We start from the raw sequence: 25,413 nt of genomic DNA on the forward strand, positions 1-25,413 counted from the left end.
GGCGAAAATTGAGCGGAACTACTCATATCGCCGCACCTCACAAGTCCCTCAGCAGCTCATCGCGGTAGGACCGAAGCGCCGTGGCCACCGTGCTGTTGCTGGCCGGGGTGAGCAGGGTCTGCTCCCCGAGCGGCGGCTGCGGAATCCGGGCAACTCGACCGGACGGGCTGTGATGCACCGTGATCGCCCACGGCGCCAGGCGGGGCGTTCCGTTGGGCTCGCGGATCCCGATGTTGAAATGCCCAGTCACCCGATCACCGAGCTTCGACAGCGTACCGGCCATCTTGGCGTCTGCGGCCGGGATACCGGCCTGGCCGAGCTCGTAGGCGATCCAGTCGCCCTGGTCAGCCTGGTGGTTCTCCGCTTCGTCCCCTGCCGCTTCCAACACGGCCGTCGGCAGCCGCACGCCACGTCCCGCGGCGGGGCCGACATCCGGCAGGCAGGCCGCCAGGGCCTGCTCGGCGGCGTCGCGGCGGATCTCGTCAATCCACACCCGGTCACCGCGGAACATCAGCCGGAACGCCAACCCCGGGGTGGCGGTCACCATCACCCGCGTCTCGTCCTCGTCGGGAGCCGCCAGGTAGAGGTAGCCGAAGGACCGGCCGTAGACCAGGGCCGACACGATCTCGTACCACTGGTCGTTGAGCTGGCCGTTGCGGCCGATCCAACCACTGGCCCGCGCCCCGTCCGTGGCCGCTTGCAGCGTCGCCTGCGGATCCTCAGGCTGGGTAAGCCCGCTGTTGCGCGCGAACACGAACACCGGAATGTCGAACTTGCGCTGCGCTTCCGCTGCGGAGACCAGACCCGCCTCGTGCCGAGCCTTCTCGTGCCGCACGATCGCCCCGAACTCCCAAAAACTGCACTCCACCCCAGACCCCTACGCCGTTCCACATTGGACACTTTGGGCCGACCGGCCGAACGGCAGCATATCGACGCCAGGCGCAGATGACTGCGGAACCGGGACGGTGAAGGAAGTCTCACTCAGATGGTCTAGTCAACGTCAAACCAGCAGGCAGAGACCCCGCGTCGGGTATTCGAGGCGCTCCCGCCTGGCAAGCCGAACCCGGCTGAACCGCCGTCAGTTCGCGGACTCCACGGTTACCATGCGGCGGAGAACGATCAAGCAAGAAGCTGCCGTTGGCCGAGCCGTTGACGGAACTCGGAGGACAACATGTCAAGGGACACCGACGCGCCACCTCCGCGCGACGACAACGACGGAGTTTCCGAGGAACCGGGCTCGGACGATGAACTGATCCCATTCGACCAGCCAGAAAACGCCAAGCCTACAGGGCGCTATACCCAGCATCGGGACAAAACGGCTGCACAACGCCGAAGGTTGCTACCGGGTTTCCTGGGACGTAGATACCTACGCAACACACCAGGCTGGCCCGTACTGATTGCACTTGCGGTATTCCTATTCTTGGCGCTGGTCGTCTTTCTACTGAGGCAGCTTGCAGACCTCTACATGAACATATTCTCGTGACCACAAGACGATATAACCCTGAATTCGAGGGAGGCCAGAGGTGACGGGATTTCACGCAGACCCGCCCAGCATCCAGTCCTTCTCGGACTTACTGTATCAGTACGGCAACGACACCAACGAGATTCGGAAGTACCTTCTTCAGCACCGCGACGAGTTCGTCAACACATACGGCGGGATCGCCTTGTCAGACATCGCAAAATACCTGACACCGCCAATCGACGTGCTGAATCATCTGATCAACGATGTGACCAGCTGCTACCAGGCAACCTCCGGACAGTTGGAAATGGCCGCGAACAGGTACGAGTCAACTGACCAGGACCAGGCCAGCCAGCTTGACCAGACGTACCCCGGAGCCCCGCGCTAGAAAGCCAACCCTCATGCCTCAATTCACGCACACGCTCGATGTCGGAACCTATCTCAAACCGCCCGAGGCACCTACCGACGCGGTCGGGAAGATCGTGCAGGAAAATGCCAACTGGATCACGGGCCCAGTCAACGACCTGCTCCAAAAACTTACCGGCCGCAACCTCGCGGCAGACCTCCAAGACCTGATCGTCGGCGACTGGACCTGCGTATACCGGCTCCGCGACGCGGTGGGATCTAGCGCACAAGCCCTATCAGCGGTCCAGGACGCAGCGTTTCAGGACACCCTACGACTACGCGAGGGCTGGGGCGGGAACGCAGCGGAAGCCTTCGTGCACTACATGGGATTGCGGCACGGCGAAATCGAGAAGGTGTGCCAAGCCCTGGTCGACCTCCGGGAGATCATTTCCAGGACGATCAAGGGCCTAGAAGACTTGTGCGGCTTGCTGGTTTCCCGGCTGAATGATCTCTCCAACGCAGTCGTCGGAGCGATTCTGATCGTCGGTGTTGGCGGGCTCGCCACACTGGCCGGCGGGGCGGTTGCGGGCCCGTTCGGTGCAGCAGCAGCCGGCATCATCGCCGAAGTCATCACGACGGGAGCATGGGCTGTTTACCTGATCTACGACACCATCAAGACACTGATTGGAGATATCCCCAAAGCCATTGAGGCTTGGCAGATCAGCAGTGAGGTCAAGGTCAAGGCACCCGGCGTTACCAAGGGCCTGCGAGTCGGAAGCCCTTACGGCGGACCGGAAAACCCGTACTGACGAGGACACAGACCATGAGCGATCTCCAGCCTTCCGAGCGAATCAACGAAATCCTACGGGGCATTGACGGGATCGTTGATTCTGCGCACCAGGCAGAACGAACCAACCCTGCAGCGCGATACGACGAACTTCTTAAACAGCACGGGTATACAGGGATCCACGACTACCTGCAAAAGGCAGGGAAACCCGACGCGCTCGACCGCGTGGAATCGTCGACCATCCGCGACTACCTCGACGGAACAATCACACCGCAGACACTCGTCGAACAGATGTCGACCAACGACCACATGGTCGACCTGTTCTCCGCTGTCTCCCAATTCATCAACACCGACTCCACCGACGAAGAACCACCACAACCAGCTGACACCCAGCGCCCGAGCACTCCGACATGGGCAGAAGACGACGGAGACTTCTCGGACGAAACCTGGCTCGAAGATGGCCTGTAGTTCGACTGGTCGAGCGAAATGAGCTCGGAGGGCCCAGCAAGCTCCTGTGGAGAGGATGAACGCTGACTACCTGGCAGAGTCTCATATCGATCGTGTCACCCGCAATCGCACTGGCGTCAGCGGTTATCGTGTTGAGATCAAGAAGACGCCAGTCAAAATAACCGGCCGTGGCGATGATGGCCAAGTGGTCTTCGGCGAATGGGTCGGGGCGGTGCCTGGGCCGATCGACGACTCGATCGTCTACTACAGGGCGGCGTTCGATTCCACACTGGCGCTAATTACACTTCCCAAGTGGCGGATGCTTGCCGGCCGTCAGCAGTAGAAGCCGCCTCGTGGCGCTAGTCGGGTAGAGGCTCGGAGTCCAGATATCCCCAGATCCCTTCTCTGTTCGATATCTTTCCGTTGTCGGGAGTCTCTGGTTCACGTACAGACCAACCTAGTAGCCAGATGCGATCTCGCTTGGCATCGTCCGGAACGTCTATCCGTACTCTCGCGCCCTTTGTCTCTGCAGAGGCGGCGGAAATTTCCACGTCCTCAAACCATGCGTACCCGCCGAATTGGGTTTTGTTTAGAGCTAGTCGCCCGCGTTTGTCGAATTTTGCCGATTCGCAGGAGATTCCCGTGTGGAAGAATGAGGATTCGAGGTCGAAACTGCTTGAGAAGTGTACGCGATCGAAGTCGGCGTGATCAAGAAACTTGACTCTGGCGAACCCGGCGCGGCCGTTGAACTTAGCATCGTCGAATGCAACTTCTTCGGCGAATGTTGAGTAGTCAAAAGGGGCGCCGAAGTCGAATGTGGCCTTCTTGAATGACGTGGGCTTCATGAATTCTGTCCCGACAAAAGAGGCCCTGGCGAGATGCGCCTCAGAAAAATTCGTCGACGCAAGTCGGCAGTTGTTCATGTCGAGGTCGATCAGCAATGCGCCGCTAAGGACTTCGACTTCGACGAACAGGTCATCAGGGTGCGGCGGCAGGTCAAGAAGCTCGGCAAGCACTTCGTGTTCGCGCTGCCGAAGAACGACCGCGAGCGCATCGTCCCGATGCCAGCGTGGGCAGCGCAAGCGGTCCGCGTCCACGTGACGAAGTACCCGCCGCGGCCCTACTCGCTGCCCTGGGAGAAGCCAGACGGCAAGCTCCGCACCGTCAACCTGTTGTTCCGCTGGACCGACGATCAGCACATCAAGGCACGCAGCTACGACGAGCTGGTGTGGAAGCCAGCCTTGGTCAAGGCCGGGGTCATCCCGCCGCCGGTGAAGGACAACCGGGGCCGGAAACGATACGTAACGGACCGGAAGTCCGGCATGCACGCGCTCCGGCACTACTACGCGAGCGTGACCCTCGCCGACGGCGTGAACATCAAGGACCTGGCCGAGATCCTCGGGCACCACGATCCGGGCTTCACTCTCCGTATCTACGCGCACATGCTCCCGTCCGCGCATGAGCGGGCACGCCAGGCGATCGACGCCCGCATGTTCCGTCCGGCGGGTCGTGCCGGACGGAACATAGACGGAACAGAGGGGTACGGCTCAGGCGATGTGGCGGCCTGAAATGGCCCTGGCCACGACCAATTGCTGGATCTGCTCGGTGCCTTCGAAGATGTCGTAGATCTTGGCGTCGCGGTGCATCCGCTCCACCGGGAACTCGCGGGTGTAGCCGTTGCCGCCGAGGATCTGGATGGCCCGCTCGGTCACCCAGGTGGCCACCCGGCCCGCCTTGAGCTTGGACATCGAGCCCTCACCGGCGGTGAAGCCACCGTTGCGGCCCAGCCACGCGGCCCGCCACACCAGCAGCCGGGCGGCGTCGATCTCCATCCGCATGTCGGCCAGGGTGAAGGCGATCGACTGGTTGTCGATGATCGGCCGACCGAAGGTCTCGCGCTGCTGCGCGTACTCCAGCGCGGTCTCGTAGGCCGCCCGCGCGATGCCGATGGCCTGCGCGCCGACCGTCGGGCGGGAGAGCTCGAAGGTCTTCATCGCCGCCTGCGCGCTGGCCTTGCCGCCCTCGCGGGACCGGGCCAGGCGCTCGTCCAGCTTCTCCTTGCCGCCCAGCAGGCAGCGGCCGGGGACGCGCACGTCGTCCAGGAACACGTCCGCGGTGTGCGAGGCGCGCAGGCCGTGCTTCTTGATCTTGCTGGGCGAGCTCAGGCCCTTGGTGCCCGGCGGGACCACGAACGCGGCCTGGCCGCGCGAGCCCAGCTCGGGGTCCACCACCGCCTGCACCACGTGCACGTTGGCGATGCCGCCGTTGGTGGCCCACGCCTTCTGGCCGTTGAGCACCCACTCGTCCTTGGCCTCGTCGTAGACCGCGCGGGTGCGCATCGCGGAGACGTCCGAACCGGCGCCCGGCTCCGAGGAGCAGAACGCCGCCACCTTCGGGTCGTCGGCGTCGCCGTAGCACTGCGGCACCCACTCGGCCAGCTGGTCCGGGGTGCCCGCGGCGAAGATCCCGGCCACCGCGAGGGTGGTGCCGAAGATCGCCATGCCGATGCCGCCGTCGCCCCAGAACAGCTCCTCGTTGACGATCGGCAGCGACAGCCCGGTGTCGTCGGCCCAGAGCGTGGCCAGGGTCTCGAAGCCGTAGAGGCCGATCTTGGCGGCCTCCTGGATGATCGGCCAGGGCGTCTCCTCGCGCTCGTCCCACTCGCGCGCGGCCGGGCGGATGGTCTGCTCGGCGAAGCCGTGCACCCAGTCCCGCAGCTCCTGCTGCTCCTCGCTCAGCTCCAGGGAAAAAGTCATCGTCGTCCGTTCCTCTGCGAGGTCGTCTCGTCCCGCGCGCGCAGAACGAGTGCTGTGACAGTTCCGTTCGGTCGAACCGCCGGAGCCGCCGGGCCAGTGCCCGGGGCTCAGGCCTTGGGGATCTGGAAGAGCTTGGTGAGCCCGGCGGCGAAGCCGAGGTCGCCGGCCACCTTGAGCTTGCCCTTCATGAACAGCATCGGGGCGGAGGCGTTGCTGGAGGCCAGCTTGAGGAACTCGACCGGCGTGACGGTGATGGTCACCCGGGGCTCGCGCTGCGGGTCCTTGCTGACCACGCACTTGCCGTCGGCCAGCACGCACTCGTAGCGCAGCAGGTCGTCCTCGCTGGTGCCGATCCGCCAGCGCACCACGGCCTCGGTCTTGCCCGCCTTGTCCGCCTTGTAGTGCTCGCCCATCCGGCGGAACACCTCGTCGAGGATGCGTTCACGCAGCTCCGGGCGGGCCATCACGGCCTCGACCTGCGCGTCCGAGGCGCGCGAGATCAGCCGGGCGAACTGCTCCGGGCGCAGGCCACTGAGGTCCGCCCCGTCGGCGTTCTCGGAGGCGGCCTCCAGCAGCGTGACGAACTCGTCCTCGCCGATCTTCTTCGGGTCGACCTCGCCGAGCGCGGCGATCGGATCGGTCTCGGGCATCTTCGCCACCTCCCAGTGCCTGCCTGCGGTCGCGTCGCTCGTCCTCCGACCGTGCGCGGCTGGAGTGGTCCGAGCGGGTGCCGCGCGGAGCGCGGACAGCGGTCACCGGCAGGTCCTCGACGCTTACCTACTCGCGAGTAAGACTACGTTCGAGTAGGTTCGAAGGCAAGCGGCCTGTCACGGCCGGAGTGATCTAGCCTGGCCGGGACCGACCAGCGTGCGAGGTGACATGGTTCAGGAGAACGGCCGTCCCCGGTCGCGGCGGCTGCCGCGAGAAGTCCGTGAACGGCAGATCCTGGACGCTGCCGTGGAGGTCTTCGCCGCGCACGGCTTCCACAACGCCTCGATGGACGAGATCTCCGAGGTCGCGGGCATCTCCAAGCCGATGATCTACGCCTACCTCGGGGCCAAGGACGAGCTGTTCGTCGCCTGCATCCGCCGCGAGGCCGCGCGGTTGATCGAGGCCATCGGCAGCGCGGTGGAGGACGGGCTGAACCCCGCCGAGCAGCTGTGGCGCGGCCTGCGGGTGTTCTTCGAGTACGTGCAGGCCAACCAGGCGGGCTGGACGGTGCTGCACCGGTGGGCCAACGCCCAGGGCGAACCGTTCGCCAGCGAGCTCTCCGAGTGGCGGGAGCGGGCGACCAGCCTCATCGCGGCGCTGCTGGCGCGGGCGACCGCGGGCTCGGCGCAGCCGATGCAGCCGGAGCAGACCGAGCCGTTCGCGACGGCGCTGGTCGGCGCCGGGGAGGCGCTGGTCGAGTGGTGGTTCGAGCACCCCGAGCACACCGCCGACGGCATGGCGATGCGGCTGATGAACATGGTCTGGATGGGCTTCGGCGACCTCGTCGAGGGTCGCTCCTACGCCCCCGGCTCCTGAGCCCGGGGCGACCGGCACCGGGCGGGTGCCGGTCGCCGTCGCCGTCAGCGGACCGAGCCGAGCAGGTGCGGCTTGCCGGAGCGGGAGCGCAGCGCGAAGGCGACGCCGGCCCCCTCGCGCTGGGCCGCGAAGTCCACGGTGGCGGGCAGCAGCAGCGGCTTGCGGAACTCGACGTCCACCGTGCACCGGTCCGGCAGGCGCTCGGCGAGCGCCGCGAGGCAGCGGGCCTTCGACCACATCCCGTGGGCGATCGCCCGGCGGAAGCCGAACGCCTTGGCCGCCAGCGCGTTCAGGTGGATCGGGTTGCGGTCGCCGGACACCGCGGCATAGCGCCGCCCGGTGTCGCCCGGCACCCGCCAGGTCGCGGTCGGCTCCCCCGCCTCGTCGGTCGCGCGCTGCCCGGCGGCCTCGGCGGACCCCCTGCCGCGGCGCAGGTAGGTGCTGGTCTCCCGCCACACCACCTCGCCGTCCACCTCGGTCTCGGTGACGACGTCGAACTGCGTCCCCTTCGGGTGCGGGCGCAGGTCCGCCACCCGCACCCGCTGGGTCAGCACGTCGGTCACCCGCAGCGGTCGCTCCTGCTGGATGCGGTTGGCCACGTGCACCAGCCCGACCAGCGGGAACGGGAAACCGGGGTCGGTCATCAGCCGCACCGACAGGCCGAAGGACAGCACGTGCGGGTAGGTGATCGGCAGCTCGTCGCGCAGCCCGAACCCGCACACCCGGTCGTACTCGGCGAGGTGGTCGCGGTCGACCTCGACGTCCCGCCGCACGTACTCGGTGTCCGGCAGCCGGTCGCCGCGCCGCGTCGGCCCGGTGACGACGGCCTTCGCGTACAGCGCGGACAGCGATGGTGCAGTGCTCACTTCAGGCATGGGCAGTTCCGTTCCGTCGGAGGGGTCGTGAGTGCCGAGACCGGCTCCAACCGGCTTGCGCACTCACGACCGGTCAGGCACCGAGCAGGCTCTGGCCGCAGACGCGGACGACGTTGCCGTTCACCCCGGCCGAGGCGGGGTTGGCGTACCAGGCGATGGTCTCCGCCACGTCCACCGGCAGCCCGCCCTGCGTCATGCTGTTCATCCGGCGACCGGCCTCCCGCACGAACAGCGGGATCGCCGCGGTCATCTTGGTCTCGATGAACCCGGGGGCGACCGCGTTGATCGTGGCGCCGCGCTCCGCCGCCAGCGGTGCGCACGCCTGCACGTGCCCGATCACCCCGGCCTTGGACGCGGCGTAGTTGCCCTGCCCGACGTTGCCCGCGATGCCGCTCATCGACGACACCCCGATGATCCGCCCGCCCCGCCGCAGCGGGGAGCCGTCCGCGAGCAGGACCTCGTTGATCCGCTCCTGCGAGGTCAGGTTGACCGCCAGCACCGCGTCCCACTGCTGGCGGGACATCCGGCCGATCGTCTTGTCGCGGGTGATGCCCGCGTTGTGCACCACGACGTCCACGCCGTCGTGCCGCTGCGCGACGTGGTCCGCGATGCGCTGCGGCGCGTCCTCGGCGGTGATGTCCAGCTGCAGCGTCGACCCGCCGATGCGGTTGGCGACCCGGGCCAGGTCCCCGCCCTGCGCGGGCACGTCCAGGCAGACCACGTGCGCCCCGTCGCGCGCCAGGGTCTCCGCGATGGCCTCGCCGATGCCCCGGGAGGCGCCGGTGACCAGCGCGACCTTGTCCTGGAGCGGCTTCTCCCAGTCCACGTCCGGGACCTCGGCGGGACCGATCCGCACCACCTGGCCGGAGACGTAGGCGGACTTGGCCGACAGCAGGAACCGCAGCGTGGACTCCACCGCCCCCTCGGCCCCGTCGGCGACGTGGACCAGCTGGGCGGTCGCGCCGCGTTTGAGCTCCTTGCCCGCGGTGCGGACGAAGCCCTCCAGGGCGCGCTGCGCGGCCCGCTCCCGTGGGTCGGACACGGTCTCCGGCGGGGTGCCGAGCACGACCAGCCGACCGCAGCGGTCGATCTGCCGGATCGTCGGGCTGAAGAAGGTGTGCAGCTCGTGCAGCTGCTCGCTGCTGCGGATGCCGGTGGCGTCGAAGACCAGCGCCGCGTAGCGCTCACCCTCGGCGGGCGTGCGGTGCACCTGGGCCTGGGCGTTCTTGGTGACGGACTCGATCGCCTCACCGAGCCGGGAACCGGGAGCGGCGCCGAGCAGCACGGGCCCGGCGACCACCGGGTCGCCCGGCCGGTGCCGGCGCAACGGTGTCGGCGCGGGCAGGCCGAGTCGCTTGACGACCTGCCGTCCGAGCGCGGACGAGGTGAACTGCTGGTATCGGTCGGCCATTGCCACTCCCACGGATGTCCGGTAGCTCGACGTCTAACCTACCCGCGGGTAGGTTAGATTGACCAGGGAACGACGGAGCAACCAGGGAGTCAGGCCATGGCCACCGCTCGACGAGTCGCGATCATCGGCGGCAACCGGATCCCGTTCGCGCGGTCCGGCGGCCCCTACGCCCGCGCCTCCAACCAGGACATGCTCACCGCTGCGCTGGACGGGCTGGTCGCCCGGTTCGGGCTGCAGGGCGAGCGGATCGGCGAGTTCGTGGCCGGGGCGGTGCTCAAGCACAGCCGCGACTTCAACCTCGCCCGCGAGACCGTGCTCGGCTCCGGGCTGGACCCGCGCACCCCCGCGCACGACGTGCAGATGGCCTGCGCGACCGGGCTGGAAGCCGTGGTCTCGGTGGCCAACAAGATCGCCCTCGGCCAGCTGGAGGTCGGCATCGCCGGTGGTGTCGACTCGGCCAGCGACGCGCCGATCGCGCTCAACGACGACCTGCGCCGCGTCCTGCTGCGCGCCAACCACGCCAAGACCGCGGCCGCTCGGCTCAAGGCGCTGACCGGTGTCCGCCCGCAGCACGTCGTGCCGGAGATCCCGCGCAACGCCGAACCGCGCACCGGGCTGTCCATGGGCGAGCACGCGGCCAAGACCGCGCTGGCCTGGGGCATCACCCGGGAGGAGCAGGACGAGCTGGCCGCGCGCAGCCACCAGCGGCTCGCCGCCGCCTACGAGCGCGGGTTCTTCGACGACCTGCTCACCTCGTACCTGGGCCTGGCCCGCGACCAGAACCTGCGCCCGGACAGCTCGGTGGAGAAGCTCGCCAAGCTCAAGCCGGTGTTCGGCCGCGGTGAGGGCGCGACGATGACGGCGGGCAACTCCACCCCGCTCACCGACGGCGCGGCCACCGTCCTGCTGGCCAGCGAGGAGTGGGCCGCGCAGCGGAAGCTGCCGGTGCTGGCCTACCTCGGTGACGTGGTGCCGGCGGCGGTGGACCACGTCAGCGGCGACGAGGGGCTGCTCATGGCCCCGGCGTACGCGGTGCCGCAGCTGCTGGACCGCACCGGCCTGTCGCTGGGCGACTTCGACTTCTACGAGGTGCACGAGGCGTTCGCCTCGCAGGTCCTGGCGACGCTCAAGGCCTGGCAGGACCCGGAGTTCTGCAAGGAGCGGCTGGGCCGCGACGAGCCGCTGGGCGAGATCGACCCGGAGAAGCTGAACGTGGTGGGCTCCTCGCTGGCGGCGGGTCACCCGTTCGCCGCGACGGGCGGCCGCATCGTGGCCACCCTGGCGAAGCTGCTCGCCGAGAAGGGCTCCGGCCGAGGTCTCATCTCCATCTGCGCCGCGGGCGGCCAAGGCATGACCGCCGTCCTCGAACGCCCCTGACCCGCCGGGCCGGGTGGCCGGCCCCGGTCCGGAACCGTCCTGCGGCGGTCCCGGCTGCGGGGATGGTGAGAGTGGAGGGCACCTCCCGCCAACCCGGTTGGCGGGAGGTGCCCGCCGCGCCTGTGCGGGAAGGTGCCGGTCGGCCCGGCTCGGCGCGGGCGCACGCGTCCTCGGGGTCCGGTGCCGGTCCGGCTCCGCGGCTGCGGTCCGCGAGCCGGCGGGACCTGGCCGGACGCGGTGTCCACGGGAACCGGACGTCCCACTTCCACGGGAGAGACGTCCCCCGCTGGGGAGCGCCCGGTGCGTCGCGGAGCACGGGTGCCGCTGGTTCGGGTGGAAGATCGGCGGGGCTGCGGTCAGGCTCGGCGCGTGGCGGAGGAGAGCGCGTGGGGGTCGGGCGGACGGGTGCTCGCCCTCTCCGACGGCGTCTTCGCCATCGCGGCGACGCTGCTCGCCCTCGACCTGCGCGTGCCGGAGGGACTGGGGCACGCGGAACTGCTCGGCGCGCTGCGGGCGCTGCTGCCCGCCCTGTTCGGCTACGCCCTCACCTTCCTGGTGATCGGCGTGCTGTGGCTGGGCCACCACGAGCTGTTCGACGGCCTCCGCCGGGTGTCGCGGCCGGTCGCGACGGTGAACGTCGTGCTGCTCGGCCTGGTCGCGCTGCTGCCGTTCTCCTCGTCGGTGCTCGCCGACTACGGCGACGAGCCCGTCGTGGTGATCACCTACGCCGGCAACGTCGCCGCGATCGCGTGCGCGCAGCTGGCGATCGTCGCCATCGCGGTGCGCGACCGCAGCCTCCGGGGCCGGGCGCGGTGGGCGTTCGCCCCGTCCGCGGTCACCGCCGCGATCTTCGTGCTGTCCGTGCCGGTCGCGCTCGTGCGCCCGCAGTGGGCGACGGCCGGGTGGGTCCTGCTGGTCCCCGCGCACCTCGCGCTCACCCGCCTGGAACGCCGCTCCCCGTGAACACGCCGATGCGGGTTTCTCGCCGGATCTCGGACCGGCGCGAGACGGCTGGACGCAGTCCGAGAACCATGGACCCGGTGCGCAACCCCTTCGCGCCCGGCGCCGGGCAGCGGCCGCCCGAACTGGCCGGACGGGGCCGCGAGCTCGACGCCTTCGAGGTCGTGCTCGAACGCGTCGCCCGCGGCCGCCCCGAGCGCAGCCTGGTGCTCACCGGTCTGCGCGGTGTCGGCAGGACGCTGCTGCTCGGTGAGCTGCGGTCGATGGCGCTGCGCCACGGCTGGGGGACGGGCAAGGTCGAGGCGCGTCCGGAGGCCGGGCTGCGGCGACCGCTGTCCGCGGCGCTGCACCGCGCGATCCGCGACCTGGCGGTCCGCCACCGCGCACCGGACCGCGTCGAGCAGGTGCTCGCCGTGCTCAAGGCCTTCGCGCTCAGGGCCAACCCGGACGGCGCCAAGCTCCGCGACCGGTGGCAGCCGGGCATCGACGTGCCCGCCGCGCAGGGGCGCGCCGACCCCGGGGACATCGAGATCGACCTGGTCGAGCTGTTCCCCGAGGTCGCGGAGCTGGCCGCTGACGTCGGCGCCGGGATCACCCAGGACGCCCTGTTCACCATCTCCGGCGGCTACCCGTACTTCGTGCAGGCGTACGGGAAGGCGACCTGGGACGCGGCGGTGTGCAGCGAGATCACCGCGGAGGACGTGCGGCTGGCAGCGGGCGATGGCGGAGCTGGTGGAGGGCCGCGACGAGCCCGACGGCGGCCGTCGCGCAGCACCTCCCGGGCCGCCCGTCCTCGCTGTCCCCGGCGCGGGACAGCCTCGTCAAGAAGGGGCTGGTGCACTCCAGCGAGCGCGGCCTCATCGCCTTCACCGTCCCGCACTCCGGCCGCTACCTGCTCCGGCAGGAGTGACCAGCGCCCCGGCATCGCGATCACCGCAGGTCAGCGGCGTCTCCCGCGCGTGGATCGCGCTCTGTGCAGTCATCGAGCGATGTTGCTACAAACGGTGGTGGAGCCCGATGTGCCATCCGATCGGGCAGAGTTGACGTGACGTGCGCCACATGTCGGTAAGGGTGTAACGACCACCGGTCGGGTGTCGATATGCAGGGTGACCCCGCGGTGCTGTCGGACCCCCGACCTGGCAGCGTCGCGGGGCTTTCCAATTCCTGGGCACCTCTGCCACTCACCCTGATCAACACACCCGAACCGGGTTTTGTTCCCGAGCGATCCGTCGTGCGCGAAGGGAGGGAGTCGACGTGGAGTTCATGATCGTCCTGCTCGGCGCCCTGGTCCCGGCACTCGCCGCCGCGCCGTTCTACCTCCAGGGCCGCGACCGGCACTGATGCCGGTGGGGCCGGGCACCGTGCCTGCACGGTCATCCGGTCACTGGCGGACGTCGACCGAGCGATCCGCTCGTCCTGGGGCGCGGACACCTGTGCCCCGAAGACCTCCCCGCGTGGCACGCGGGCAACCCGGCTCGCGGGCAGTGCGGGGTCACCGCGCTGGTGGTCCACGACCTGCTCGGTGGCGACCTGCTCCGCGGTGAGGTCCACGTCGACGGCCGCCGGGTCGACCACCACTGGTGGGACCGCCTGCCCGGCGGGCTCGAGGTCGACCTGACCCGCGAGCAGTTCGGCCCGGAGGACGTGGTCACCGCGGGCGTCGTGGTCGCACGCCCACCCCGGCTCGCTCGCCGCCAGGAGGAGTGCGCGCGCCTCCGCACCCGCACCCTCGCCGCGCTGGCCGGCTCGGTCACGCGGGCAGGGCCGCGAGGGCCTGGCGCACGGCGGCGGCCGTGGCGTCGAGCTCGCGGCGCGGGGCCTGCCGCCAGTGGGCGCTGATCCGGAAGCCGTCGCCCGCGAACCGGGGGAACACGTGCAGGTGCACGTGGAAGACCTCCTGGAACGCCGCCTCGCCGTCGGCGAGGAACAGGTTGATCCCGTCGCACTCCAGCTCCGACCGGCGGAGGGCCTTGGCGAGCCGGTGGCCGACCGTCCAGACCCGCGCGCCGAGCTCCGGGTCCAGGTCCTCCAGCCCGGCGGCGTGCGTCCGCGGCACCACCAGCAGGTGGCCGGGCGTCACCGGGTGGAGGTCCATGAACGCCACCACGTCGTCGTCCTCGTGGACGGTGCTCGCCTCCGCGGTCCCGCGGACCACGTCGCAGAACACGCACCCGTCGTCGCTCATGCCGCGCACCTCCTCGACCACCCATCCTCGCGCGCCGGCGGCGATCGGGTGGGACACCTCACGGCTCCTCCCCGCCGGAGGAACACCGCGCCGACCGGTGGTGTTGACTTCGGGCGTGAGTGTTGAGCAGCAGAAACCGCGTGCCCGCGTCCGCGCCGCCGAGCTGGTCGGTCGGCAGTGGCTGAACACCGGGGGGACGGAGCTGCGGCTCCGGGACTTCCGCGGCAAGGTCCTCGTCCTCGACTTCTGGACGTTCTGCTGCATCAACTGCCTGCACGTGCTCGACGAGCTGCGGCCGCTGGAGGAGGAGTTCGCCGCCGAGGTCGTCACCGTCGGCGTGCACTCGCCGAAGTTCGAGCACGAGGCCGACCCAGCGGCGCTGGCCGCCGCCGTCGAGCGCTACGCCGTGCACCACCCGGTGCTCGACGACCCCGAGCTGACCACCTGGCAGAACTACGCGGTCAAGGCCTGGCCGACGCTGGTCGTGGTCGACCCCGAGGGCTACGTCGTGCACGTCGCCGCAGGTGAGGGGCACGTCGAGGCGCTGCGCAGCGTCATCACCGAGGTGATCGCCGAGCACGACGCCAAGGGCACCCTGCACCGCGGCGACGGCCCCTACGTGCCACCGGAGCCCGCCGAGACCACGCTGCGGTTCCCCGGCAAGGTCGTCGCGCTGCCGAACGGCAACCTGCTGGTGTCGGACTCGGCGAACCACTCGCTGGTGGAGTTCGCCGCCGACGGCGAGACCGTGGTGCGGCGCATCGGCACCGGCCGGCGCGGTCGGGCCGACGGGACCGAGCCGGAGTTCTCCGAACCGAGCGGGCTCGCGCTGCTGCCGCCGCAGCTGGCCGAGCGGGTCGGCTACGACGTGGTCGTCGCCGACACCGTCAACCACCTGCTGCGCGGGCTGCGGCTCGCGGACGGGCACGTCACCACGCTGGCCGGGACCGGCGAGCAGTGGCGCGACGGCGGCGACTCCGGGCCCGGCCCGCAGACGCCGCTGACCAGCCCGTGGGACGTCGCCTGGTGGGAACCGGCGGGCGGCGTGGTGATCGCGATGGCGGGCAACCACACGCTCGGCCTGTTCGACCCGGTGACCGGGCACGTGCGGCGCTTCGCCGGGACCACGGTGGAGGGGCTGCGCGACGGGCCGGTCGAGGAGGCGTTCTTCGCCCAGACGTCCGGGCTGGCCGACGGCGGCGACCGGCTGTGGCTGGCCGACTCGGAGACCTCGGCGCTGCGCTGGGTCGAAGCCGGCGGCGACGGGTTCCAGGTGCGGACCGCGGTCGGCACCGGGCTGTTCGACTTCGGGCACGCCGACGGCCCCGCCGACCGCGCGCTGCTGCAGCACCCGCTGGGCGTCGCCGTGCTGCCGGACGGCTCGGTGGCCGTCTGCGACACCTACAACGGCGCGGTCCGGCGCTACGAGCCGGCGACCGACGAGGTCTCCACGCTGGCCACCGACGTCGCCGAGCCGTCCGGGGCGGTGGTCGTGGACGGCGAGCTCGTGGTGGTGGCCTCCGCCGCGCACCGGTTGGAGCGGCCCGTGCCGCCCGGCGTCGCCGCGCGGTTGGTGGAAGGCGCGTCGCAGCAGGTCAAGCGGCCCGCCACCGAGATCGCGCCGGGCGAGGTGGAGCTCGCCGTGGTGTTCACCCCGCCGCCCGGCACCAAGCTCGACGAGCGCTACGGCCCGTCCACCCGGCTGGAGGTCACCTCCTCGCCCGCGGAGCTGCTGGTCGAGGGCGCGGGCGTGGGCACCGACCTGACCCGCCGCCTGGTGCTGGCCGACGGCATCGAGCAGGGCGTGCTGCACGTGGTGGCGCAGGCCGCCAGCTGCGACGACGACCCGTCCGTCGAGCACCCGGCCTGCCGCCTGACCAGGCAGGACTGGGGCGTCCCGGTCAGGGTCTCGGCCGGTGGGCCGAGCCGCCTGCCGCTGGTGATGGGCGGCCTCGACGCGGAGAGCTGAGCCGCGTGAACCCCGCCGCCGCGCGCGGCCGTGTGCACCGGTGAGCGGGTCGTTCGTTCCAGGAGGGGGTTCGAGCGGCCCGCTCGCCCGCGTCCGGGCACATCGCCGGATCGTGTGGTGGGCCGCCGCGCCCGCGCACGGCGCGTGCTCAGGTCACCGCCGCCTCGTCGCCGTCGACCGGGGCGGGCCGCCCGCGGGCACGGGCCGCGCGGCACGCCTGTGACCAGCAGGAACAGCGGTCCCGACGGGAGTGTGCGGTTGGTGCACGGGGCGAGGCGGTGCGACACCGGCCCTGGGCGGGCCATCGGCTGGCCCCGGCAAGTAAACTTTTCGGGTGACCGATGCCAAGCTCGAAATCCAGATGCTGCACGATCGGGTCATGGTGCGCATGTCGCAGGAAACCGGCGAGCGCCGCAGCAGCGGCGGCATCGTGATTCCCGCGACCGCCCAGGTGGCCAAGCGGCTCGTCTGGGGCGAGGTCTTCGGCGTGGGCAGCCACGTGCGCAGCGTCAAGGTCGGTGACCAGGTGCTGTTCAACCCCGAAGAGCAGTTCGAGGTCGAGGTCCAAGGGCAGGCCTACCTGGTGATGCGCGAGCGTGACCTGCACGCGGTGGCCAGCGAGCGCACTGAGCAGGGCACCGGACTGTACCTGTAGACGTCCCGACCCCGGTCGGTCGGCGCGACGGCCGACGAACCCGCGCAGGAGCGCGTCCCCTGACGCCCCCCACCGCAGGACCGACAGGAGAAGGGGAAGCGGTGCCGGAAAACCACGAACACGACAGCGGTGCGGACGAGTCCACCGAGCGGATCCACACCGGTCCGGACCAGCGCTCGAGCCACCCCGAGACCGAGGCCGAGCAGACCACCCGCATCCCTCCGGTGCCCGCGTCGGGCGAGGGCACCCGGCAGAACCCGCACCCCGAGTCGGACACCGAGCGCACCGAGCAGATCGCCGCGCTGCCCACCGACTTCCACGGCTTCCCGATCGGCGAGACCCAGGCCATCCCGCAGGTCGACGCCGGCCCGGCCGCGCCCGTCCCGCCGCAGCCGACCGCCGACCGCCGCAAGCGCGGCCTGGTCCGCGCCGGGATCGCCGCCGGTGCCGCGGTCGGCGTCCTGGCCCTGCTCTACCTCGGCGACCTGGTCTTCACCAGCGGCACCGTGCCGCGCGGCACCGTGGTGGCCGGGGTCGACATCGGCGGCCTGGAGCCCGCCGCGGCGGAGGAGGAGCTGCGCTCGGAGCTCGGGCCGAACCTCGACGAGCCGGTGCAGCTGCGGGTCGCGGACCGCTCGGCCACGATCGACCCGAACGCGGTCGGGTTGGAGGTGGACTGGGCGGCCACCGTGGAGGAGGCCGGTGACCAGCCGCTGAACCCCTTCACCCGGCTGGCCTCGTTGTTCACCACCCGCGAGGTCGCCCCGGTCAGCCACGGCGACCGGGAGCACCTGGTGCAGGCGCTGGAGCAGGTCCGGCCGCAGCTGGACCGGCAGCCGGTCGAGGGCACCATCCGCTTCGAGGGCGCCGAGCCCGTCGCGGTCTCCCCGGTGACCGGCCAGTCCATCGACGTGCAGCGCGCCACCGACGCGGTGCTGGCGCACTGGGTCGAGGACGGCCCGGTGCGGGTGCCGTTCACCGAGCAGCCGGTCCGCACCACCGAGCAGGGCGTGCAGCGGGCGCTGCGCGAGATCGCCCGGCCCGCCGTGCAGGCGCCGGTCACGGTGCGCGGCGAGGGCAAGGACGTGGTCCTGGCGCCGGAGGCCATCGCCGCGGCGCTGCGGTTCGAGCCGGGCGCCGAGGGCGGCCTGAAGGCCACCGTCGACGTGCCGAGCGTGGTCGGCGCGGTCGAGCCGCAGCTGGCCGACACCATCAAGCCCGGCAAGGACGCCCAGGTCGTGATCGAGGGCGGCCACCCCGTGGTCAAGCCGTCCGAGGACGGCATCGGCGTGAACTGGGACAAGAGCTTCGCGCGGCTGCTGGACGTGCTGCGCTCGTCGCAGGACCGCTCGGTGCAGGCCGTCTACGAGCACCAGCCGGCGACGTTCACCACCGAGGAGGCCGAGCAGCTCGGCATCAAGGAGGTCGTCGGCGAGTTCACCACCGGCGGCTTCGAGCCGGCGTCCGGGGTGAACATCCGCCGCGTCGCCGAGCAGGTCAACGGCGCGATCGTCAAGCCCGGCGAGACGTTCAGCCTCAACGGCCACACCGGTCCGCGCGGCATCCCGCAGGGCTACGTGGAGTCCGGGATCATCCAGGACGGCCGGCCCGGTCGCGCGGTCGGCGGCGGCATCTCGCAGTTCGCCACGACCTTGTACAACGCCTCGTACTTCGCGGGCATGCAGGACGTGGAGCACAAGGCGCACAGCTACTACATCAGCCGCTACCCGGAGGGCCGCGAGGCCACGGTGTTCCAGAGCCCGAGCGGCGCGAGCGTCATCGACGTCAAGTTCAAGAACGTCTCCCACAGCGGCATCCTCATCACCACCCACTGGACGCCCTCGTCGATCACGGTGAAGCTGTGGGGCACCAAGCAGTTCGAGGTGACCTCGCAGACCGGGGAGCGGACCAACCACACGCCGCCGCGGGAGAAGGTCGTGCCCCCGGGCGAGCCGTGCAGCCCGAGCAAGGGCGCGCCCGGCTTCACGGTCACCGACACCCGGACCATCAAGGACCTGACCACGGGCGAGGTGCGCACCGAGACCCAGCGCACGCGCTACAACCCGCAGCCGATCATCCACTGCGGTGCCCCGCCCGGGGGCGGCCCGCCGGCCGCGCCGCCGGCCTGATCGGACCAGCGCTCGTCGAGGCCCCTGCCGGACCGGCAGGGGCCTCGACGTCTCAGCGGAGCGTCTGGACCAGCAGGCCCGGGTGGGCGCTGCCGTCGATCGGCAGCACCTCGGCGCCCTCGAACCGGAAGGCCTCCATCGCGAACACGTGCTGGACGCTGCCGTCGTCCGCGCGGTACCAGCCCTCCGGCACGCAGTTCTGCACGTCGGGGTCCCCGCCGGCGACCAGGCTCAGGTCCCCGGCGAGCACCGCCTGCGCGCCCAGCGCGGTCGCGGTGGCGGTGAGCTCGCGGCACTGGTCCGCCGCCACCTGGCCGCCCTCCTCGGACAGGTGCGCGGTGCAGGCGCTGAGCTGCGAGTACGGCACGCACAGCAGCACCCGCTGCACGCCGCTGCCGTCCTGCGCGGCGAAGGGCTGCTCGACCGGCTCGCCCGGAGCGCCGACGTCGGGGTGCGACAGGATCGCGACGCCGAGGTCGCCGCGGCCGTCGCGGCACGTCGCCGGGGCGCCGGTGGTCGCGTCACCGGCCGGGGCGAACTCCCACCCGTAGCCGGTCTCGCTGGTCATGCGGGTGATGTCGGAGGCGCAGACCTCGTTGAGCGTCACCACGTCCGGTCGCCGCTGGTGGATGGTCTCGATCGCGGCGTCGACCGACCGGCTCGGGCCGGCGCAGGCCTCGTCGCCGTCGCCGCAGAGGGTGAGTTGGAGGACGTCGAAGGATCGGGCGGCCGGCGCCTGCGCGTGCGCGACGGGCAGCGCGGTCGCGAGGGCCGCGGACAGCGCGGCCACCAACCAGAGCACGGTCGAACGACGCACCATCACAACCTCCTCGGGGATCCCCGTCGTTCGCGCCGATGGGTTCGACACCCGTTGCAGTCTGCTCACCGGCGGGACGTCCGCTCGACCGCTGGATGGGGTAGTGGCGAGTTCTCGACATCGCGAGCGGGACGCTCCGACGGAGCAGCGGTCCCGCCTGCACCAGCATCGTGTGCACGGAGCGTGATCGACCCTCACGTGCCGGAGGTGGTGGCGGTCCTGTTGACCAGTGGCGGGCGCCACCCGAGACTGAGGGGAACTCGGTCGATGCGGGCAAAGGACCCACGCCGGAAGTGGGAGGTTCGGCGCAACGCTGCCCCGCTGTCGTGGTGACGGACCGGCACGTTCGCCGACCTCAGCGCGGTGCGGACGGCGGAGCGGACGGAAAGTTTGATGGGTTTGCAACATTCGGCAGTGGGATTACGCCCGATCGGGTGGCACTATTCGAGACCTCAGGTCTTCACCTACTAGGAGTGACATCGTGGCGCGTCGCAGAACACTTCGAGCGATGGCTCTGCTGCCTGCTCTCGCCCTCGCCACCGCAGCTGCGGCGGGTTGTGCCGAGTCCACCACCGCCGGCGGCGGCACCGCGGACGGCGGCGTGGAGGTGATCAAGGCGGGCGTCCTCACCACCTGCACCCACATGGACTACAAGCCCTTCCAGTTCCACGACCAGGGCAAGATCGTCGGCTTCGACGTCGACCTGGTGGACGCGATCGCCAAGGACATGGGCCTCCGGCAGGAGATCGTGGACACGCCCTTCGAGGGCATCCAGTCCGGTGAGGACCTGAACACCCGCCACTGCGACGTCGCCGCCGCGGCCATGAGCATCACGCCGGCCCGCGAGGAGAACTTCGACTTCTCCGACCCGTACTTCGAGGCCACCCAGGCGCTGCTGGTCAAGAAGGGCGCGAACGTCCGCAGCCTGGCCGACCTGCGCGGCAAGAAGCTCGGCGTGCAGCTGTCCACCACCGGCGAGCAGTACGCCAACGAGAACAAGGACGCCAACGGCTACGAGGTCGTGCAGTTCGAGGACCTGCCGCTGTCGGTGACCGCGGTGCAGACCGGCCAGGTCGACGCGGCGATCAACGACAACAGCGTGCTGGCCGACTACGTCAAGGACAACCCCGAGGTCGAGATCACCACCGAGTTCACCACCGGTGACCAGTACGGCATCGGTGTGGCGACCGGCAACACGGCGCTGAAGGACCGGATCAACGCCGCTCTGAAGAAGCTCAAGGAGAACGGCGAGTACGACCGGATCTACGAGAAGTGGTTCGGCAAGAAGCCGGAGTGAGCTCGGGACTCAGCCACGGAGCAGCGGGGTCGGCGGACGCTCCAACCGCCGACCCCGAACAGTGATCAGGAGACTTCATGACAACCGACACCGAGCGGCCGCCCAAGAAGGGACTGGGGCGGCGGCAGCGGGCGAGGCTGAACCGGGGCGTCCAGTACGCGGTGCTGGTCGTGGTCATCGTGGTGGCCGCCCTGGTCGCGGACTGGAACTCGATCGCGCGCGCGTTCTTCAACGTCGACGTGGCGATCGCCCAGTTCCCCGAGGTGATCACCACGGCGCTGGTGAACACCATCATCTACACCGCGCTCGGCTTCGGCTTCGGGCTCGGCCTCGGCATCGTGCTGGCGCTGATGCGGATGTCGCCGGTCGGGCCCTACCGCTGGATCGCCACCGGCTACATCGAGCTGTTCCGCGGGCTGCCCGCGCTGCTGGTCTTCGTCGCGCTGGGCTTCGGCGTGCCGATCGCCTTCCAGCTGCGGTTCGACATCTACTCCACCGCGATGCTCGCGCTCGGCCTGGTCGGCGCCGCCTACATGGCCGAGACCATCCGGGCGGGCATCCAGGCGGTGCCGAAGGGGCAGGTCGAGGCGGCGCGGTCGCTGGGCATGTCGCCGGGCCGGACGATGCTGACCGTGGTGATGCCGCAGGCGTTCCGCATCATCCTGCCGCCACTGACCAACGAGCTGATCCTGCTGACCAAGGACTCCTCGCTGATCTACCTGCTCGGTCTGGCCTCCAGCGAGTACGAGCTGGCCAAGTTCGGCCGGGCGGCGCTGAACGAGTACGCGTCGCTGACCCCGCTGCTCATCGCCGGGCTCTGCTACCTGATCATCACCATCCCGCTGTCCCGCGTGTCGAACCTGCTGGAGCGCAAGTACGGCAGCGGGGTGCGGACCAAGAACGGGCACGGGGGTGCGGCGGCATGAGCGACCAGCACGCGACCCCTGCGATCCCCGGAGAGGCGGAACAGCGATGATCGAGATCTCCGGCCTGGTCAAGTCGTTCGGCTCGCTGGAGGTGCTGCGCGGCATCGACCTGGAGGTCGAGCGCGGCGAGGTGGTGTGCGTGATCGGGCCGTCCGGGTCCGGCAAGTCCACCCTGCTGCGCTGCGTGAACCTGCTGGAGGAGCCGACCGCGGGCACGGTCGTGGTGGACGGCGTCGAGCTCACCGACCCGGACACCGACCTGGACGCCGCGCGCCGGCACATCGGCATGGTGTTCCAGCAGTTCAACCTGTTCGCGCACCTGCACGTGCTGGACAACCTGACGGTGGCGCAGCGCAAGGTGCTGGGGCGCGACAAGGCGACCGCCGAGGAGGTCGCCCGGGAGAACCTGGCGCGGGTCGGGCTGGCGGAGAAGGCCGACGCGATGCCCGCGCAGCTCTCCGGTGGTCAGCAGCAGCGGGTCGCGATCGCGCGGGCGCTGTCGATGAACCCGAAGGTGATGCTGTTCGACGAGCCGACCTCGGCGCTGGACCCGGAGCTGGTCGGCGACGTGCTCGGCGTGATGCGGGAACTCGCCGACGAGGGCATGACGATGCTCGTGGTGACCCACGAGATGCAGTTCGCGCGCGAGGTCGCCGACCGGGTGCTGTTCATGGACGGTGGTGTCGTCGTCGAGCAGGGTCCGCCCGCCGACGTCATCGGCAACCCGAAGGAGGAGCGCACCCGCACCTTCCTCGCCCGCGTCCTCGACCCCACCCACACCCACCCCGAAGCCCCCGTGGACTGAGGCCCCTCGGGAGCCCCCGGAGGTGTCGAGGTGCAGGGCACCGTTCGCCACCCCAGTGGGTGAACGGTGCCCTGCACCCCTCCTCGCCACGGGCGCGTGACACTCGCGGCTCGCCGCCGCTCCCCCTCCGTGGTGTGGTCCGGGTGGGTGATGGCCCGTGGGCCGGCGGTGGTTTCACGTGGAACGCCTGATTCGGCCGATCGGTTGCATCGTTGCTCCGTTCCGCAACCCATGACCACGATCGCACGTCGGAGTGGTCGAGGTAGCTGATCGACTACCTTTCGTGTGGAGCAACGAATCGGACACGTTCGGGGGATCTTGGTGGCGGTCGTCAAGCCGTGGGAGAGCAACGGTCCGCTGACCGCTGCGGAGCAGCGGTTGGACGACCTGCTGCGGCAGAGCAGGAGTGACCGCGTCGATCCGGACACCGGCGCACCGCTGGACGTGCACGCCGTCAACCACGACCCGGAGCGGGTGATCCGCGGCGAGTTCCTCAGCCGTCGCCTGGTGGAGTCGCTGGAGGAGACGGCCGGCTGGCGGCCGTTCGCGCGCCGCAGCGGTCGGCAACCCGTCATCGCCGTCGAGAACGCGGTCATCACCGGCCGCCTCGACCTGCGGGCCACCGAACTGCCGTACCTGCTGGAGTTCGTCCGCTGCCGGTTCGAGCTCGCCCCCGACCTGCGCCAGGCCAGCATCGCCGGGCTGGTGCTCTGGCACTGCCGCCTGCCCGGCCTGAACGCGCGGAACCTCAGCACCAGCAACGACACGGTGCTGCGGCACTGCACCAGCACCGGCGGCATCGACCTCGCGGACGCGCAGCTGGGCGGCTCCCTGCTGTTCGACGACAGCGAACTGCGCAACCCCGGTGGCCGGGCCGTCTACGGCGACCGGCTGACGGTCGACGGCGCCCTGATCGGGCTGCGGCTGCAGGCCGCCGGCGAGATCCGCATCCCGGGCGCGAAGGTGGGCGGCAACCTCACCTTCTCCGGCGGCGCGCTGCGCAACCGCGGCCGCTACGCGCTCAACGCCAACGGCATCCAGGTCGGCGGCAGCCTGCGCTGCGACGTCGACCGCACCAGCAGGCAGCCCTTCAGCGTGGCCGGGGTGCTGTTCATGCCCAGCGCCCACATCTCCGGTGACGTCCGGCTGCGCGACGCGGTGCTGGAACCCGGCACCATGCCGCCGCGGCGCGGCGAGTCCAAGCACGACGACCCGATCTGCACCCTCATCCTCGACCGCGGTGACGTCCGCGGTGACGTGCAGATCGACCAGGGCTTCCGCAGCGGCGGCACGATCCGCATGGTCAGCGCGCGCATCGGCGGCGACCTGCGGATGGGCGGCGCGTGCGTCGACCTGAGCTGGTCGCGGTCGGCGCGGGCGGCCGTGGAGCAGCCGATGCGCGCGCTGCACATGGACGGCACCGAGGTGCTCGGCAACGTCGACGCCTCCGGGGTCCAGCTGCACGGCCAGGTGCGCATGGTGGACGTCAAGGTCGCCGGGAGCTTCCAGCTCAACAAGGCGCGGCTGACCGGTCCGCGCACCGACGTGCTGCAGGCCAGCCGGATCAGCGTGGGCAGCAACCTGGACTGCCGGGACTCCGACGTTTCCGGCTCGCTGCAGCTGCAGGGCGCCCGCATCGGCGCGAACGTGGACCTGCGCGCGGCACAGCTGACCAAACCCGCCTGGCACCGGCACAAGATGACCTACAAGCCGTCGGTGGACCTGCGCGCCGCCACCGTCGCGCGCGACCTGGTGTGCGCGGCGGGGGGCCGGCCGTTCGTCGCCGAGGGCGAGGTGCAGCTGCGGCGCGCCGAGATCGGCCGGCAGGCCAACTTCTCCGGCAGCCGGCTCGGTGACGGCTCCAACCGCAACGCGATCAACGCGTTCGGCCTGGTGGTGCAGGAGTTCACGCTGCTGCCGCAGGTCCCGCCGCAGGGCCGGATCATGCTGCGCCAGGCGCAGTGCGAGCTGCTGGCGGACAACGCGGAGCTGTGGGCGGCCTCCGGTGGCGTGGACGTCGAGGACTTCAGCTACGACAACTTCACCGAGTCCATCGAACCCACCGACCGCGAGGCGGTGCTGGAGCGGCTCAGCTGGCTGCGCGCGAACTCCGGCGGTCGCTACCAGCCGGGTCCCTACGACCAGCTGGCGAAGGTGTTCCGCGGCAACGGGACCGAGGAGCACGCGGTCACCGTGATGATCGAGAAGCAGCGGCGCCGCTACCAGGCGATCGCCGCGGCCACCCGGCCGGTGTTCCGGTGGCCGGTGCGGCTGTGGAGCATGCTGCAGCTGGTGACGGTCAGCTACGGGTTCCGGCCGCTGCGGGCCATGATCTGGCTGGTGCTGCTCACCGCGGCGGGCACCACCTGGTTCAGCTTCCACGAGCTGGTGCCGATCAACGAGGAGGACCACCCGGTGTGGAACCCGTTCCTCTACACGGTCGACCAGCTGGTGCCGATCATCAACCTCGGCCACGACGTGATGTGGCGGGCCGAGGGGAGCTCGGAGTGGATCACGGTCGTGCTCATCGCGGCGGGCTGGGTCCTGGCCACCACGGTCGCCGCCGGCATCACCCGGGCGCTGCGCCGCGACCCGTGACGCCACCGTGGTCGGGTGAATTCCCCGGCCACGGACGGTCTTCCGTGCTAGATCAGGTCCATTCCTGATCCCGCCCCGGCACGGAGGT

25 protein-coding genes are annotated in these 25,413 nt (G+C 70.4%); 17 read left to right on the forward strand and 8 right to left on the reverse strand.

Features of this window, described 5'->3' with window-relative positions; genetic code table 11:
* Positions 1 to 37: 37 nt before the first annotated feature.
* Positions 38 to 835, reverse strand: a complete 798-nt coding sequence (locus tag HNR68_RS03660; protein WP_343049909.1) for an ESX secretion-associated protein EspG — start codon at positions 833 to 835, stop codon at positions 38 to 40.
* A 688-nt stretch (positions 836 to 1,523) separates the two neighbouring features.
* Here HNR68_RS03660 and HNR68_RS03665 point away from each other — a divergent pair.
* From HNR68_RS03665 to HNR68_RS03680, 4 genes are read left to right on the forward strand one after another with little or no spacing between them, the layout of a single operon-like run.
* The gene (locus tag HNR68_RS03665) at positions 1,524 to 1,847 is read left to right on the forward strand and encodes a hypothetical protein (RefSeq protein ID WP_179717625.1); all 324 of its coding nucleotides are present in this window, start codon (positions 1,524 to 1,526) and stop codon (positions 1,845 to 1,847) included.
* Positions 1,848 to 1,860: 13 nt separating this feature from the next.
* Complete coding sequence (locus HNR68_RS03670; RefSeq protein WP_179717627.1) at positions 1,861 to 2,613, forward strand: WXG100 family type VII secretion target; 753 nt, start codon at positions 1,861 to 1,863, stop codon at positions 2,611 to 2,613.
* A 14-nt stretch (positions 2,614 to 2,627) separates the two neighbouring features.
* Entirely contained in the window at positions 2,628 to 3,059 is a 432-nt protein-coding gene (locus tag HNR68_RS03675) for a hypothetical protein (protein WP_179717629.1), read from the forward strand.
* A 55-nt stretch (positions 3,060 to 3,114) separates the two neighbouring features.
* Positions 3,115 to 3,381 carry a hypothetical protein gene (locus tag HNR68_RS03680; RefSeq protein ID WP_179717631.1) on the forward strand — a complete coding sequence of 89 codons (267 nt, stop codon included), beginning with the start codon at positions 3,115 to 3,117 and terminating at the stop codon, positions 3,379 to 3,381.
* A 16-nt stretch (positions 3,382 to 3,397) separates the two neighbouring features.
* Here the strand turns inward: HNR68_RS03680 and HNR68_RS03685 are convergent, their stop codons facing one another.
* Positions 3,398 to 3,961 (reverse strand): pentapeptide repeat-containing protein, encoded by a 564-nt coding sequence (locus tag HNR68_RS03685; RefSeq protein ID WP_281377374.1) that lies wholly within the window; start codon positions 3,959 to 3,961, stop codon positions 3,398 to 3,400.
* On the opposite strand from HNR68_RS03685, the gene HNR68_RS03690 reads away from it, so the two are divergent.
* Positions 3,917 to 4,606, forward strand: a complete 690-nt coding sequence (locus HNR68_RS03690) for a tyrosine-type recombinase/integrase (protein WP_179717635.1) — start codon at positions 3,917 to 3,919, stop codon at positions 4,604 to 4,606. The genes HNR68_RS03685 and HNR68_RS03690 overlap by 45 nt on opposite strands.
* Here HNR68_RS03690 and HNR68_RS03695 read toward each other — a convergent pair.
* Both HNR68_RS03695 and HNR68_RS03700 read right to left on the reverse strand, forming a co-directional pair.
* Positions 4,586 to 5,794, reverse strand: a complete 1,209-nt coding sequence (locus tag HNR68_RS03695) for an acyl-CoA dehydrogenase family protein (RefSeq protein WP_179717637.1) — start codon at positions 5,792 to 5,794, stop codon at positions 4,586 to 4,588. The two genes, HNR68_RS03690 and HNR68_RS03695, sit on opposite strands and share 21 nt — an antisense overlap.
* A 107-nt stretch (positions 5,795 to 5,901) precedes the next feature.
* Positions 5,902 to 6,444 carry an SCP2 sterol-binding domain-containing protein gene (locus tag HNR68_RS03700; RefSeq protein ID WP_179717639.1) on the reverse strand — a complete coding sequence of 181 codons (543 nt, stop codon included), beginning with the start codon at positions 6,442 to 6,444 and terminating at the stop codon, positions 5,902 to 5,904.
* Positions 6,445 to 6,673: 229 nt separating this feature from the next.
* Here HNR68_RS03700 and HNR68_RS03705 point away from each other — a divergent pair, with 229 nt between their 5' ends.
* A complete protein-coding gene (locus HNR68_RS03705) occupies positions 6,674 to 7,321 on the forward strand; it encodes a TetR/AcrR family transcriptional regulator (RefSeq protein WP_179717641.1) in 648 nt (215 codons plus the stop codon).
* Positions 7,322 to 7,365: 44 nt separating this feature from the next.
* Here the strand turns inward: HNR68_RS03705 and HNR68_RS03710 are convergent, their stop codons facing one another.
* Together HNR68_RS03710 and HNR68_RS03715 are read right to left on the reverse strand one after the other, a co-directional pair.
* On the reverse strand, positions 7,366 to 8,196 hold the full coding sequence (locus HNR68_RS03710) for a MaoC family dehydratase (RefSeq protein ID WP_179717643.1): 831 nt from the start codon (positions 8,194 to 8,196) through the stop codon (positions 7,366 to 7,368).
* A 73-nt stretch (positions 8,197 to 8,269) separates the two neighbouring features.
* Positions 8,270 to 9,607, reverse strand: a complete 1,338-nt coding sequence (locus HNR68_RS03715) for a 3-oxoacyl-ACP reductase (protein ID WP_179717645.1) — start codon at positions 9,605 to 9,607, stop codon at positions 8,270 to 8,272.
* 96 nt (positions 9,608 to 9,703) lie between these two features.
* Between HNR68_RS03715 and HNR68_RS03720 the strand changes: the two genes are divergently transcribed.
* From HNR68_RS03720 to HNR68_RS27550, 4 genes are all read left to right on the forward strand, one after another.
* Positions 9,704 to 10,984, forward strand: coding sequence for an acetyl-CoA C-acetyltransferase (locus HNR68_RS03720; protein ID WP_179717646.1), 1,281 nt, complete (start codon positions 9,704 to 9,706; stop codon positions 10,982 to 10,984).
* A 369-nt stretch (positions 10,985 to 11,353) separates the two neighbouring features.
* Positions 11,354 to 11,947: a TMEM175 family protein gene (locus HNR68_RS03725; RefSeq protein WP_179717648.1), complete on the forward strand. Its 594-nt coding sequence runs from the start codon at positions 11,354 to 11,356 to the stop codon at positions 11,945 to 11,947.
* Positions 11,948 to 12,015: 68 nt separating this feature from the next.
* Positions 12,016 to 12,993, forward strand: a complete 978-nt coding sequence (locus tag HNR68_RS03730) for an ATP-binding protein (RefSeq protein WP_425502852.1) — start codon at positions 12,016 to 12,018, stop codon at positions 12,991 to 12,993.
* Positions 12,994 to 13,375: 382 nt separating this feature from the next.
* Complete coding sequence (locus HNR68_RS27550) at positions 13,376 to 13,783, forward strand: YunG family protein (RefSeq protein WP_425502916.1); 408 nt, start codon at positions 13,376 to 13,378, stop codon at positions 13,781 to 13,783.
* Here the strand turns inward: HNR68_RS27550 and HNR68_RS03735 are convergent.
* Positions 13,695 to 14,129: an HIT family protein gene (locus HNR68_RS03735; protein WP_179717650.1), complete on the reverse strand. Its 435-nt coding sequence runs from the start codon at positions 14,127 to 14,129 to the stop codon at positions 13,695 to 13,697. The two genes, HNR68_RS27550 and HNR68_RS03735, sit on opposite strands and share 89 nt — an antisense overlap.
* Positions 14,130 to 14,244: 115 nt before the next feature.
* On the opposite strand from HNR68_RS03735, the gene HNR68_RS03740 reads away from it, so the two are divergent.
* The 3 genes from HNR68_RS03740 (at position 14,245) to HNR68_RS03750 (ending at position 18,882) form a co-directional block, all read left to right on the forward strand.
* Positions 14,245 to 16,098 carry an NHL domain-containing thioredoxin family protein gene (locus tag HNR68_RS03740; protein WP_343049910.1) on the forward strand — a complete coding sequence of 618 codons (1,854 nt, stop codon included), beginning with the start codon at positions 14,245 to 14,247 and terminating at the stop codon, positions 16,096 to 16,098.
* 334 nt (positions 16,099 to 16,432) lie between these two features.
* Positions 16,433 to 16,753, forward strand: a complete 321-nt coding sequence (locus tag HNR68_RS03745; RefSeq protein ID WP_179717654.1) for a co-chaperone GroES — start codon at positions 16,433 to 16,435, stop codon at positions 16,751 to 16,753.
* A gap of 101 nt (positions 16,754 to 16,854) precedes the next feature.
* Positions 16,855 to 18,882, forward strand: a complete 2,028-nt coding sequence (locus HNR68_RS03750; protein ID WP_179717657.1) for a VanW family protein — start codon at positions 16,855 to 16,857, stop codon at positions 18,880 to 18,882.
* Between the two features lie 52 nt (positions 18,883 to 18,934).
* On the opposite strand, the gene HNR68_RS03755 is transcribed toward HNR68_RS03750, so the two are convergent.
* Positions 18,935 to 19,702, reverse strand: coding sequence for an endonuclease/exonuclease/phosphatase family protein (locus HNR68_RS03755; RefSeq protein WP_179717659.1), 768 nt, complete (start codon positions 19,700 to 19,702; stop codon positions 18,935 to 18,937).
* 505 nt (positions 19,703 to 20,207) lie between these two features.
* On the opposite strand from HNR68_RS03755, the gene HNR68_RS03760 reads away from it, so the two are divergent.
* The 4 genes from HNR68_RS03760 to HNR68_RS03775 all read left to right on the forward strand — a co-directional run bounded on the left by HNR68_RS03760 (position 20,208) and on the right by HNR68_RS03775 (position 25,325).
* Positions 20,208 to 20,996 (forward strand): basic amino acid ABC transporter substrate-binding protein, encoded by a 789-nt coding sequence (locus HNR68_RS03760; protein ID WP_179717661.1) that lies wholly within the window; start codon positions 20,208 to 20,210, stop codon positions 20,994 to 20,996.
* Positions 20,997 to 21,073: 77 nt separating this feature from the next.
* Positions 21,074 to 21,922 (forward strand): amino acid ABC transporter permease, encoded by an 849-nt coding sequence (locus HNR68_RS03765; protein WP_179717663.1) that lies wholly within the window; start codon positions 21,074 to 21,076, stop codon positions 21,920 to 21,922.
* A 46-nt stretch (positions 21,923 to 21,968) separates the two neighbouring features.
* Positions 21,969 to 22,727, forward strand: coding sequence for an amino acid ABC transporter ATP-binding protein (locus HNR68_RS03770; RefSeq protein WP_179717665.1), 759 nt, complete (start codon positions 21,969 to 21,971; stop codon positions 22,725 to 22,727).
* Positions 22,728 to 23,048: 321 nt separating this feature from the next.
* Complete coding sequence (locus HNR68_RS03775; RefSeq protein WP_179717667.1) at positions 23,049 to 25,325, forward strand: oxidoreductase; 2,277 nt, start codon at positions 23,049 to 23,051, stop codon at positions 25,323 to 25,325.
* The last annotated feature ends 88 nt before the right edge of the window (positions 25,326 to 25,413 follow it).

Source organism: Saccharopolyspora hordei (genome assembly GCF_013410345.1).
GTDB classification, from domain to species: Bacteria; Actinomycetota; Actinomycetes; order Mycobacteriales; family Pseudonocardiaceae; genus Saccharopolyspora; species Saccharopolyspora hordei.